Origin of the sequence: Empedobacter sp. R132-2, from assembly GCF_030324375.1 — a bacterium.
Classification (GTDB): Bacteria; Bacteroidota; Bacteroidia; order Flavobacteriales; family Weeksellaceae; genus Empedobacter; species Empedobacter falsenii_B.
In genome coordinates this window covers 1-11,910 of the sequence record NZ_JACAGG010000049.1, presented here as the reverse complement: position 1 = coordinate 11,910, position 11,910 = coordinate 1, and the positions used below count along the sequence as shown (strand labels likewise).

Below are 11,910 nucleotides of genomic sequence, written 5' to 3'. Positions count from 1 at the left end.
TCTTCTGTATATTTTATAATTTCAAATGAACTTCTCATCTTAGCAAACCCTCTCGGTATTTGCGGTTGCAAAGGTAATACTTATTTTTTAACTAACAAATTTTATTTTGATAAATTTTAAAGCTTTTATTTCAATAAGTCAATTCTTACTTTTACTCCCAACCCCCCTTTCGGAATCGGATTGCAAAGGTAATGCTTATTTCTAAACTCGCAAATTTATTTTTAAATAATTTTTGTCGCTATATAAGTCCTTATGTCAACTACAATACTACTCGTCTTTCGTATTGGGATTGCAAATATACGGCTGGATTATTCGTTTTTCCAAACATACTTTACTTTTATTTTACATTCTTTCCTTAAGTTATTGGTACAATGGAAAATATTTTTTGAAATGTTTAGATATGAGAACTGAGATATTAGATTTTTGACGAGAAAAGCTCTTTTTAAAAACTAAATTATAACGGGATAGATTTCTCGACAAGCTCGAAACGACAGGAAAATTAAACTTGTTAATTACTCAAGAATGCCTTTTAACTTCATAAAATGATTAGACGTTTTGCTTTTCTTACCAAAAAGAAAAGTAAAATGGATACTTTTGAGTTAACTATTCGGGAGGAATTGTCGCAAAGCGAGAATGAGTTATTCAGTATAGTTAATAATATAATGGATACGATGCTGATGACATCATAATTAAGTTTCTATAAAAAAGCTTTTTGATAAAATCGGAGTGACAGAATCAAAAAAAGGAGAACGCTTTATTCTCCTTTTGTATCTTATTAATGTGGACCGTTACCGTTTTTATCTTTTTCCAAATCGGTATTCCAAATTTTGATTTTATCTGTTTTTTTCAAGCCAGATTTTACTTGAACATTCACTCCGTCTGTAATTCCAAGAGTGATGTATTTCTTTTCGTATTTTGCATCTTGTCCTTTACCAGAAGTAAGAATCTCAACATATGGTTTTTGGTTTTCGTCGTAACGAACATGCGCTGATTTTACCAACAATACATTTTTTGCTTCCTGCGTTACAACCTCAGCATTTGCAGAATATCCCGCACGAATAAAGTTATCTGAATCTAATTGAACTGGTGCTTTAATCTCGAACTGAACTACTCCATTCGTTGCAACTCCTTGAGGCGAAATAAAATCAAGAATCGCTGTAAAAGTTTTGTTCGGAATTGCACCAATCGATACATTAATTTTCATTCCTTCTTTTAATTTACCAACCTCAGCTTCGTCAACTTTTCCTTGGAAAATCATTTTCTTAACATCAGCCATCGTAGCAATAGTAGTACCTGTAGAGAAATTATTAATCTCTTGCACCATATTCCCAACCTCAACAGGAATATCTAAAATCATTCCCGAAGTAGTTGCTGTAATACGTGTTGTTGCATAAGCTTCCAAACCGGGAGCAATACCTGTTTGCGCAACTTTGTAATCGTTTTCGGCAGCTTTTAATTGTTGTTGAGCTGACTTATATGTCGCATTTGCATTGTCATAATCTGCACGAGGCAAAACACCTTGATTATATAAAGTTGATGTTCGATTGAAATTACGACGTTCTTGATCGACCGTAATTTGAGCCGCTTGAATAGACTGACGAGCTGCATTTAACGACTGAACATTTGGAACAACTTTCAGTTCACAAATCAACTGACCACGCTCTACATATTGTCCTTCAGCAACATTAATCGATTTTATAACACCCGAAATATTTGGCTTAATTTCAATTGTTTCCAACGGTTTTAATTCACCAGTTGCAACAGCTTTCACCTCTATATTTCCCATAAAAGGCGTTGTCGTTTCATAAACTTCATTGTCTTGGCTATTCTTTTTACCGAAATATGCAATCACACCGATTACAGCACCGATAAAAACGACAATCATCAAAATCTTTAGAAATTTTTTCATTCTTCTATATCTGTTAAGTTTTAGTTATTCATCTCTCAAAGCATCAATAGGTTTGATTTGAATTGCACGTTGAGCAGGAATCAATCCCGCTAAAGTTGCCATAATCACCATCACTGCTAAAGCTGTAAAAAGTGTAAACAAATCGATTGACGCATTATATAAAGGTATGTTTTTATTTGATGGAATGATAATTTCGTTGAGAACCATTAGTAAAAGTGCTGCAAAAATAATTCCGCCTAAACCTGCAATTAATGTTAAAACTACTGATTCTAACAAAATTTGTCCTCGAATTTGAGCAGGAATTGCACCTAATGCTCTTCGAATTCCAAATTCTTTTGTTCGTTCTGAAACTGTAATCAATAAAATACTTGCAATCGCAATAACCCCGGAAAATAATGTCATTCCTCCTACAACAATCGCTAGGAACTGCATTCCTTTTACGAATTTCATAATCTTTCCAAGCATTTCACCTAAATTAAAACCACCAATTCCCTGGTCGTCATCTGGCGAAATATTTTTAATTTGTTTCAGATATGTTTTTAATTCTTTTTCGAATGCTACAATATCATAATTATTAGGTAAACTCAAACTTAAATATTGAATCGTTTCTCCTTGATTGTATATTTTTTGAAATGTTGTAAACGGAATAAACACTTGATCTTTACTCTCTACAGGCGAAGAAGGTGTGTCGTAAACGCCGACAATTGTATAATAACTATCGCTAATTCTGATTTCTTTCCCTAAAGGTTTCGGTTTATCACCAAAAAATTGTTCGGCAACTTCAATTCCAATTACACAAACTTTCGATTCAGTTTTGATATCATCTTCATTGATAAAACGACCTTGAATAATATCTTTCCCAAACATTCGGTTTTGATCTGGATAATCTCCATTAACCGTGTAAAAATTATATTTTGTTCCGTAAGTTAATATTGAATTTGGTTTCGAGTTTCGAGGAGCTAACAACGAAATTTGAGGAAAACGAGCCTGAATTTGACGAACATCACTCATTTTCAATTCAATTGTGCGACCTTTTTGAAATCCTTGATATGGCATCGATGTTGTCCCTCCCCAAACAAATAATGAATTGGTTGCGGCATTTGCCAAATTACGGTCAAAACCATTTTGCAAACCGCGTGTTACTCCTAACAATAATACAAATAAGAACATTCCCCATGCAACACCAATCATTGTCAAAATAGTGCGCAATTTATTTTTGCGAATCGCCGCGTAGACTTCGCTCCAAGCATCTGGATCAAAAACAAATTTTATAAAGTTCATTATTCGTCTCTTAAAGCATCAATAGGTTTAATACGTGCTGCATTCAAAGCTGGAATTAATCCAGAAACTGTTCCTGCAACAAATAAAATAATACAAGCCATTACCAACGAATTAGTTTCTACACCTGGATTATAAATAAAATATTCTTCTAAGCTATCTCCAATATTTTCTACAACAAGTGCCGCTAAAGCAATTCCTATTGCTCCGAAAATAATTGTAATCATAATTGCTTCTTGTAAAATCAGTCCCAAAACATTGGCTGGTGTTGCGCCTAAAGCTTTTCGAATACCAATTTCTTTGGTACGCTCTTTTACACTAAACACCATAATATTTCCGATACTTACGATTCCTGCAATCAAACTTCCTCCACCAATTACAAATACAATAATTGTCAGAATCAAGAAAAATTGATTGGTATCTTCCATTGCATCAGCCGCATTTCGCACCCAAATTCCACCATAATCAGAAGGTGCAACATTATGTCGACCTTTTATATTATATTCAATTGCATTTGCAAGTTTAGAAATGTCAGCCAAAGCCATTCCATCTTTTGGTGTTACAATAATCGATGATACTTTATCTGTAGCATAAATCGTTCTAAACGTTGTAAAAGGTGCATACAAAGCACGCTCGGCATTATCACCACCATCTTTACTTTCGAAAACACCAACCACTTGATACATACTTGAACCTAATTGCAAATACTTACCAATCGCAATCTGATTTGGAAAAAAATCTTGCGCAACCAATCGTCCAATAACAATTGATTTGGACTGATTCTCCATATCTTTTTTATTGATAAATCGACCAAGCGTTACATTTTCATTAATCATTGATTCATATTCTGGATAAACTCCAGTAATTGAATAACTTCCTGAATTAGCTTCATTTCTAATCGTATCACTTTTCGAAATTGTACTTACAATCGATTTTATTTCATCTGGAAAAGAATGTTTAATAAAATCAAAATCTTTTACATCCAATTCAATTGTACGTCCTTGTTTGAAACCATTGTAAGGTTCTGTTGTTGTACCTCCGTTAACGGTAATATTTAATGAATTTGCTTTGAAAAATTCTTGTTGAAACCCGTTCTGCAAACCATTTCCCAATCCATACAATGTAATAAACACAAAAAGCGCCAAAGCGATTGTCAAACCCGACAATGCTGTACGCAATTTATTACTTGCAATGGACGACCATATTTCGCTCCAACGGTCTGTATCAAACATATTTTATATTTAAGATTCTTTGATTTATGATTTACGAAGTTTGAGATTCGAAAATCATTAAACTCTTACTTGTTCTACTTTTTCGTCACTTACAATTACACCATCTTTAAGACGAACAATACGTTTACACATATTTGCAATATCATCTTCATGCGTCACCATTACAATTGTTTTACCTTCGTCATTAATTTCTTGAATCAGGTGCATTACTTCTTGCGAAGTCTTTGTATCCAGCGCTCCTGTAGGCTCATCCGCCAATAACAATTTTGGTTTTGCAGCCAATGCACGCGCAATTGCAACACGTTGTTTTTGTCCACCCGAAAGTTCATTTGGCATATGAGTAGCCCAAGGCTCCAACCCCACTCTTTCCAGATAACTAAGCGCTATTTTATTTCGATCCGATCGTTTTACTTTTTGATAATACAACGGTAACGCTACATTTTCTAATACATTTTTGAAACTAATTAAATTATAAGATTGAAAAATAAATCCTAAAAATTTGTTTCGATAATTAGCCGCTTTAGTTTCGTTTAACTTCTCAATTCTAACACCGTCCAATTCATAAATACCTGTATCATGCTCGTCCAACATTCCAATGATATTCAATAAAGTTGATTTCCCCGAACCCGAAGATCCCATAATCGCAACAAATTCGCCTTCCGTAATCTCAAGGTTAATTCCTTTGAGTACGTGAAGTTTGTTTTTTCCCATTATGTAGGATTTATTTAAATCTCGAATAGATATCATAGATTGTTGTAAATTTCAATAAAGATAACAGATAAGTCGAAATTATAAGAAAAATGTTACAAGCAAGTTTAAGATTTATCTTATAAATAGCGCTAAAATATTTTTCAAAATTAATTTTCAATAATTTTTGAAAGTATAGAAATTTATATATATTTGTGTAAATAATAATTGCAATGAAATTAGAAGAATCAAAAGAAAAATTTGTTCAAACTTGGGGAACTTTCGCTGTTAACTGGGGAATAAATCGTACTATGGCACAAGTTCATGCATTATTATTAACGTATAATGAACCTATTTCTACAGATCAAATTATGGAGGAATTACAAATTTCTCGCGGAAATGCAAATATGAATTTGCGTGCTTTGATGGATTGGGGAATTGTAAGAAAAGAATTGATAAAAGGAGAACGTAAAGAATATTTTGTTGCCGATAAAGATGTTTGGTATTTATTCAAACAAATTACAAAAGAACGCAGAAAGCGTGAAATAGAGCCGGTAATTGATTTTTTAGAATCATTAAAAAACATCGACGATCAATCTGATGATGCAAAAGAATTTGCAAAATTATTACAAGATTTATCTTCTGTTTCGACAAAAATCAATAATATAATGGACCTTGCTATCAAATCTGATGAGCATTGGTTGGTAGGAAAAATCACGAATTTGATAAAATAATCAATTCGTATTTTTTTGAATCACAAATTTCAAAAATTATTGAAAATTCAATATGTATAATATTATTTCGTATATCATTTATCTGATTATTACTTTCTACATCACCATTTTTATTGGTTGGAAAGTGTATAAAATTGGTTTTGTGTACTTGACAAACTTAATCGATAATCATTCTGTTTGTCAATCGATTAATAATCTTTTATTGATTGGATACTATTTGGTCAATTTAGGTTTTTCGGCAATAAGTTTACAAAACTGGGAACAAGTTGACTCCATTACCATCATGTTTTCTTCATTGTCCTACAAAATTGGATTTATATTATTAATCCTCGGAATATTACATTTTATTAATTTATCAATTATTTATATCGCAAGAAAAAGCAAAAAAATAAACACTTAAACACAGCAAATTATGACAAATTACAATCTAATTGCATATTTGGTTTACTTACCAGTGGCAATATTAATGACAATCGCAGTTTCTAACGTTTTATTCAAAAATGGAAAAATATTTATGTACGATATTTTCCATCAAAAAGAAGATATTGCAAGCGCAACAAATTCATTATTCAAAATTGGTTTTTATCTTTTGAATATCGGTTTTGCCATGCTAATTGTTTACATGACTTCTATCGCAACAACCGAAGATTTGATTGTAAAATTAAGTACAAAAATTGGTAGTTTCGCCATTTATTTAGGAATAATGTTGATGCTAAACCTTTTCTTATTTATGAAAGGCAGACGTAGATCTTTGCAACAACAATATTTAAGAAGTTTAGAATCTTAACAAGAAAACCTCCCAAAAGTTAACTTTTGGGAGGTTTTTATTTTAAACTGGATCAACATCAACATCAATTCGTACCGAACGAAAAGCTGCAATTGTATGCAATTGATCTATTTTTGCTTGAATTAAATCTTTTACTTTTTGAGGTGATTGATTTGGTCTAATTTTAATCATCACATCTGTAATATATAAATTATTGATTCTTCCAATCGAAGGCGTTTCTGGACCAAGTAAACATTTTGCATCAAAACTTGGTTTAAGCAAAACGACTAATTGAGCCGCCGTTTTATCCAAACGCTCTTTATTTTTATGCTTGAAACGCAACTTGATTAACCGTGAATAAGGAGGATACAAAAATTCTTTTCGCTCATACAAAATATCTTTCATCGTTGGTGCATAACTGTAGGTTGTGACATTTTGCAAAATCTGATGTTCTGGCTGAAAAGATTGAATCAATACTTTTCCTTGTTCTTGACGACGACCTGCACGACCAGAAACTTGCGTTAACAATTGAAACGCTTTTTCGTGCGCTCTAAAATCAGGAAAATTTAACAAAGAATCTGCTCGAATAACACCAACAAAATTAACATTTCCAAAATCAAAACCTTTTGTAATCATTTGCGTTCCAATTAAAATATCAATTTCTTTGTTCTCAAAATCTTCGATCAATTTTTCGTACGCAAATTTCCCTCGCATCGAATCGACATCCATTCTTCGAACTTTTGCTTCAGGAAAAATTGTTTGAACTTGCTGTTCTATCTGTTCTGTTCCCAAACCTTTTGTATTCAATTCGTACGAACCACAACTCGGGCAACGCAAAGGTTTTGCTTGTGCATAACCACAATAATGACATTTTAGTTGATTCGAGAATTTATGATATGTTAAACTGACATCACAATTTGGACATTCGGGCGTATGACCACACGTATTACATTCCATAATTGGCGCATATCCACGACGATTCTGAAATAAAATGACTTGCTTTTTTTGATGCAATTGATTGAAAATTTCATCACGAAGTGTATGCGAAATATCTTCTGTAATTTCTTTTTCCTTTTGCGCTTTTTTGAGGTCAATCAAATTAATTTCGGGCAATTTTATACTCCCAAAACGTTCAGTTAATTCGACATAACCATATTTTTTATTTTTCGCATTATAATAACTTTCAGCCGAAGGTGTCGCTGAACCTAATAAAACCTTCGCATTCATCATTCCTCCAAGCAACATCGCCATATCGCGCGCATGAAAAAATGGTTTTACATCCATTTGTTTATAAGAAGATTCGTGCTCTTCATCCACGATAATCATTCCTAAATTATCAAAAGGCAAATACAACGCTGTTCGTGGACCAATGATAATATCAAAATCGCCATTCAAGGTTTTCTGCCACAATTCTACACGTTCATTTTGATTGAATTTCGAATGATAAACTCCTACTCTTTCTCCAAAATGTTTTTTGATTCGATGAACAATTTGAGTTGTCACAGAAATTTCTGGTAATAAGTACAACACTTTATTTCCTTTCGCAATTACTTGTTCCATCAATTTTAGATAAATTTCTGTCTTTCCACTTGATGTTACACCATGTAATAAAACGGTTGATTTATCCTTAAAATCTTCTTTAATTTGATTTAAAGCTGCAATTTGTTTCAAGGTCAATTCAGCAATTTCAGCAACTTCTTTCTCATCTTCATCTACACGAGAAGTTTGATGTTGATAAATTTCAACTGCTCCTTTTTCTGCTAAAGATTTAAGTACAGCATTTGTCGCACCTTGTTTTATAAAATCTGCAACTTTTAGCGGTTTTTCTTGCGATTGCGTTTCTAACGTAATCAATTGCAACAAGGTTTCGCGCTGTTTTGGTGCTTTATTTAATTGATTTAAAATCTCGATAAAGGCAGTTTCATTTCCTTTTAAATCTGGATGTAATCGGACATAATTATCAATTTTTGGCGTATATTTTTCGTTCAGTTTTTCATCTAACCGAATAATTCCTTTATCAATTAATAATTTAAGTGTTGGAATTGCTGATTTCTCGTCTACAATTAAAGCTGCTTCTTCAACTGAAATGATTTCACGCAATTTCAACGCTTCAAAAACTAAGAATTCATAATCATTTAGCTCTTCAATTGTTTCATAATTTGGATTAATTAATCGAACAAAAGTTTGAGATTCTAATTTTAATGCAGAAGGAAAAGCATTTCGAAAAACATCGCCCAGTGAACACATATAATAATTCGCCATCCATTCCCAAAAATTAATTTGCGTTTGCGTCACCAAAGGTTCATCATCCAAAAAAGCATGAATCGCCTTTGTTTTGTATAATTCTGGCGCATTTTGATGAATAGAATGTACAATTCCTGTATATAATTTTTGCGTTCCGAAAGGCACGGAAACACGCTGACCAACTTTAATTTGCTGTAAATCAATTTCAGAAAGATGGTATGTAAATGTTCCATTTAATGAAAGTGGTAAAATAATTTCGGCAAAATAATTCGTTGTCATTTTATATGATTAAAAACGCAAGTTAAACATTTTTTTGTGTTAAGAATGAAGATTACAATTGCTTAAAATTTCACAAATTATTAATATTTCATTTTCAGATAGTTTGAAGAATTAATACTAATTTTAAGAGAATTCAAAAACTATCATTATGTTACATGCCATTTTAGATCAGATTTCGGAATCGGAAAAACCAATTATAAAAATCATTTTCAGAAATGATGATACGCGTGTTGTTGCTTTTGGACTAAAAAAAAGTTTGAAATTAATCGATCATCAATTACCTGTAAATGCAAAAATTTTAATGCTGAAAGGTGAAATAGAAATTGATTCAAAAATTGAGATTGTCAATTTAAAAGAATTTGACGAATATATTCTTCCTCCAAAAGTTATTCATCAAGTGACTTCCTTACAAGATTCGATGATGTTGGTTATTCTAAATTTTAATAAAAAAAGTTTTTAAAATATAGTTAAACTCTATTTATTTACACTATAAAAAACTTTATATTTATGATTATTAATTTATCAAAATATGAAACTACTTTTCTCATTAACTACTCTCCTTACCTTAGCCCTATCTTCTTGCAGTACAAGTATTAAACACGATCGATTATTTACTGGAACGATTGTGAGAGATTGTACAGGAACTTACATTCGTGTTGATGACAAAGAGGATTATTTGGTTTGTAACAATGAAATATTTTCAGACAAAAAAGAAGGTGAAACCGTGAGTGTTATTTATGATTTTGAAAAAACATGCAAAGAGTTAGAAAATAAAGCAACTTGTATGATGTATCATGAACATAAAGGCAAGATTAGAATCAAGAAAAATAATAATTAATCAAAAAATCCACTCAAATTGAGTGGATTTTTGCTTTATATAAAATACGATTATTTCGATTTTTTACGACGCTCTAATTCTTTTTCAATCAGCATCAATTCGCGTCCTGTTTGTCCTGCAACAGAAGTGTTTTCTTGTGCTCGACGAACCAAGTAAGGCATTACTTCTTTGATTGGCCCGTAAGGTAAATATTTTGCAATATTGTATCCTAAATGCGCCAAGTTGAATGAAATATTATCACTCATTCCAAATAATTGTCCAAACCAGAAATTTGGATTATTTTTCTCAATTCCGTTTTCGTTCATCAATTTGATTAACAATTCGCAACTTTCTTCGTTGTGCGAACCTGCGAATAAACCAAAACGCTCGTGATGAGAAGCAATAAATTCTAACGCTAGATTATAATCTCTATCCGAAGCTTCTTTGTTTGGTTGAATTGGAGATGGATAACCTTCGGCTTGCGCACGTGCACGCTCTTTCTCCATATATGCTCCACGCACAATTTTGAATCCTAAGAAATATCCTTCGCGCTCTGCTTTTGCATGCATTTCTTTCAAATAAGCCAAACGATCATGACGATACATTTGCAACGTATTCCAAACTAATGCACGTTTTGTGTTATATTTCACCATCATTTCGTCAGTCAAATCATCTGCAGAACCTTGCATCCAAGTTTCTTCTGCATCTACCATGATATTAACATCCAAATCATATCCTTTTTGACATACTGCCTCGAAACGTTGACGAATATTAGCCCAAGATTTTTCTTCTTCTGCAGTTAACGTTTGTTTCTTCCCTACTTTTTCAAATAATTCGATTCGACCAAATGCAGTTGGTTTAAATACTACAAATGGAATTGATTGATTAGATTTTGCTAAATCAACCAAGTGTAACATAACGTCACGAACTTCGTCAAATTGTTTTTCTTCTGTTAATCCTTCGATAGAATAATCTAAAATAGAACTTACGTGATATTTAAATAATTCATTTGCGACAACCACACCTTGTTCTGCCGTTTCTCCTCCTACAAATTGTTTGTAGATTGTTTCACGAATTACAGGTTTTACGAATGGGATATCTACCGCAAATGGTAAATTAAAAAACTTAGTTCCAAAACTTGTCAATGCGGGGCTTCCGATTAACTTGTATAAGTAATACGCTTTCTTTAAATCTTTATCTGATTTCGATTCGAAAGCAAACTGTGTATTGTCGAATAAAGACATGTGAGTTAACTATTTTTTGTGTTAATATAACGTTACAAATTTATAATTAAAACCTGATTAAACTAAAAAAACCTACAAGAAATTCTTGTAGGTTTTTGATATATTTTAAAGATTGCAAATAGTTGCCTATTCTTATCCTTTTTTAGCGTATTTGCTTCTGAATTTGTCGATACGTCCTGCAGTATCAACCAATTTAGTTTTACCTGTGTAAAATGGGTGAGATGTAGAAGAAATCTCCATTTTGATTAATGGGTACTCTACTCCGTCAACAACTAATGTATCTTTAGTATCAGCACAAGATTTTGTGATGAACACATCTTCGTTAGACATATCTTTGAATGCTACCAAACGGTAATTTGTTGGGTGGATATCTTTTTTCATTTTTTTAATCTTCTTTGTTAACTTTATTGGAGTGCAAAGATAATATTATTTACAGAATGTTACAATCAATTTTATTGAAAAAACATTTAAAACAATACATTAAGCAAATTTAATTTCGAGTGTAATGGGCTTCTTAAAATTAAACCTGCACTTCTTGTACACATTTTTCGTGGTGCAAATATAAACATTTTAGTAATTCGTACAAATATTTTTGGTGAATCTATTCATAAAAATCTATTTTTTATCTTTGTCCATCTACAATAAAACCATTAGCGTCCTAAACGTTAAAAGAAAGCGTAAAAAAAGCGCGTAAATTTCGGATCTCAAATTATCTTTGAG

12 protein-coding genes are annotated in these 11,910 nt (G+C 32.0%); 5 read left to right on the top strand and 7 right to left on the bottom strand.

Annotated elements, in window-relative coordinates; all coding sequences use genetic code 11:
- Positions 1–775: 775 nt before the first annotated feature.
- Genes HXZ69_RS14395 through HXZ69_RS14380 form a run of 4 tightly spaced genes read right to left on the bottom strand, consistent with a single transcriptional unit; the run spans position 776 to position 5,166 of the window.
- Positions 776–1,909 (bottom strand): efflux RND transporter periplasmic adaptor subunit, encoded by a 1,134-nt coding sequence (locus tag HXZ69_RS14395; protein WP_219034695.1) that lies wholly within the window; start codon positions 1,907–1,909, stop codon positions 776–778.
- A 24-nt stretch (positions 1,910–1,933) separates the two neighbouring features.
- Complete coding sequence (locus HXZ69_RS14390; protein ID WP_038335695.1) at positions 1,934–3,190, bottom strand: ABC transporter permease; 1,257 nt, start codon at positions 3,188–3,190, stop codon at positions 1,934–1,936.
- Positions 3,190–4,419, bottom strand: coding sequence for an ABC transporter permease (locus HXZ69_RS14385; RefSeq protein WP_038335694.1), 1,230 nt, complete (start codon positions 4,417–4,419; stop codon positions 3,190–3,192). The genes HXZ69_RS14390 and HXZ69_RS14385 overlap by 1 nt, the downstream gene beginning before the upstream one ends.
- A gap of 57 nt (positions 4,420–4,476) precedes the next feature.
- Positions 4,477–5,166: an ABC transporter ATP-binding protein gene (locus HXZ69_RS14380; protein ID WP_038335693.1), complete on the bottom strand. Its 690-nt coding sequence runs from the start codon at positions 5,164–5,166 to the stop codon at positions 4,477–4,479.
- Between the two features lie 173 nt (positions 5,167–5,339).
- Between HXZ69_RS14380 and HXZ69_RS14375 the strand changes: the two genes are divergently transcribed.
- From HXZ69_RS14375 to HXZ69_RS14365, 3 genes are read left to right on the top strand one after another with little or no spacing between them, the layout of a single operon-like run.
- A complete protein-coding gene (locus HXZ69_RS14375; RefSeq protein ID WP_038335692.1) occupies positions 5,340–5,840 on the top strand; it encodes a GbsR/MarR family transcriptional regulator in 501 nt (166 codons plus the stop codon).
- Positions 5,841–5,892: 52 nt separating this feature from the next.
- On the top strand, positions 5,893–6,240 hold the full coding sequence (locus tag HXZ69_RS14370) for a hypothetical protein (protein WP_115001203.1): 348 nt from the start codon (positions 5,893–5,895) through the stop codon (positions 6,238–6,240).
- A 12-nt stretch (positions 6,241–6,252) separates the two neighbouring features.
- The gene (locus HXZ69_RS14365; RefSeq protein WP_125349102.1) at positions 6,253–6,627 is read left to right on the top strand and encodes a hypothetical protein; all 375 of its coding nucleotides are present in this window, start codon (positions 6,253–6,255) and stop codon (positions 6,625–6,627) included.
- A 42-nt stretch (positions 6,628–6,669) separates the two neighbouring features.
- Here the strand turns inward: HXZ69_RS14365 and priA are convergent, their stop codons facing one another.
- Positions 6,670–9,129 (bottom strand): replication restart helicase PriA, encoded by a 2,460-nt coding sequence (gene priA / locus HXZ69_RS14360; RefSeq protein WP_286496372.1) that lies wholly within the window; start codon positions 9,127–9,129, stop codon positions 6,670–6,672.
- 148 nt (positions 9,130–9,277) lie between these two features.
- Between priA and HXZ69_RS14355 the strand changes: the two genes are divergently transcribed.
- Positions 9,278–9,589 (top strand): cupin domain-containing protein, encoded by a 312-nt coding sequence (locus HXZ69_RS14355; protein ID WP_115001209.1) that lies wholly within the window; start codon positions 9,278–9,280, stop codon positions 9,587–9,589.
- A gap of 69 nt (positions 9,590–9,658) precedes the next feature.
- The gene (locus tag HXZ69_RS14350; RefSeq protein ID WP_115001211.1) at positions 9,659–9,967 is read left to right on the top strand and encodes a hypothetical protein; all 309 of its coding nucleotides are present in this window, start codon (positions 9,659–9,661) and stop codon (positions 9,965–9,967) included.
- Positions 9,968–10,017: 50 nt separating this feature from the next.
- Here the strand turns inward: HXZ69_RS14350 and HXZ69_RS14345 are convergent, their stop codons facing one another.
- Together HXZ69_RS14345 and HXZ69_RS14340 are read right to left on the bottom strand one after the other, a co-directional pair.
- Positions 10,018–11,190: a proline dehydrogenase family protein gene (locus tag HXZ69_RS14345; protein WP_115001213.1), complete on the bottom strand. Its 1,173-nt coding sequence runs from the start codon at positions 11,188–11,190 to the stop codon at positions 10,018–10,020.
- A gap of 132 nt (positions 11,191–11,322) precedes the next feature.
- A complete protein-coding gene (locus tag HXZ69_RS14340; protein WP_038335685.1) occupies positions 11,323–11,571 on the bottom strand; it encodes a type B 50S ribosomal protein L31 in 249 nt (82 codons plus the stop codon).
- Between the last annotated feature and the right edge of the window lie 339 nt (positions 11,572–11,910).

Bases quoted from the DNA above. Each gene is read 5' to 3' on its own strand.
- HXZ69_RS14395 (WP_219034695.1), bottom strand. From the start codon at position 1,909: ATGAAAAAATTTCTAAAGATTTTGATGATTGTCGTTTTTATCGGTGCT.
- HXZ69_RS14390 (WP_038335695.1), bottom strand. From the start codon at position 3,190: ATGAACTTTATAAAATTTGTTTTTGATCCAGATGCTTGGAGCGAAGTC.
- HXZ69_RS14385 (WP_038335694.1), bottom strand. From the start codon at position 4,419: ATGTTTGATACAGACCGTTGGAGCGAAATATGGTCGTCCATTGCAAGT.
- HXZ69_RS14380 (WP_038335693.1), bottom strand. From the start codon at position 5,166: ATGATATCTATTCGAGATTTAAATAAATCCTACATAATGGGAAAAAAC.
- HXZ69_RS14375 (WP_038335692.1), top strand. From the start codon at position 5,340: ATGAAATTAGAAGAATCAAAAGAAAAATTTGTTCAAACTTGGGGAACT.
- HXZ69_RS14370 (WP_115001203.1), top strand. From the start codon at position 5,893: ATGTATAATATTATTTCGTATATCATTTATCTGATTATTACTTTCTAC.
- HXZ69_RS14365 (WP_125349102.1), top strand. From the start codon at position 6,253: ATGACAAATTACAATCTAATTGCATATTTGGTTTACTTACCAGTGGCA.
- priA (WP_286496372.1), bottom strand. From the start codon at position 9,129: ATGACAACGAATTATTTTGCCGAAATTATTTTACCACTTTCATTAAAT.
- HXZ69_RS14355 (WP_115001209.1), top strand. From the start codon at position 9,278: ATGTTACATGCCATTTTAGATCAGATTTCGGAATCGGAAAAACCAATT.
- HXZ69_RS14350 (WP_115001211.1), top strand. From the start codon at position 9,659: ATGAAACTACTTTTCTCATTAACTACTCTCCTTACCTTAGCCCTATCT.
- HXZ69_RS14345 (WP_115001213.1), bottom strand. From the start codon at position 11,190: ATGTCTTTATTCGACAATACACAGTTTGCTTTCGAATCGAAATCAGAT.
- HXZ69_RS14340 (WP_038335685.1), bottom strand. From the start codon at position 11,571: ATGAAAAAAGATATCCACCCAACAAATTACCGTTTGGTAGCATTCAAA.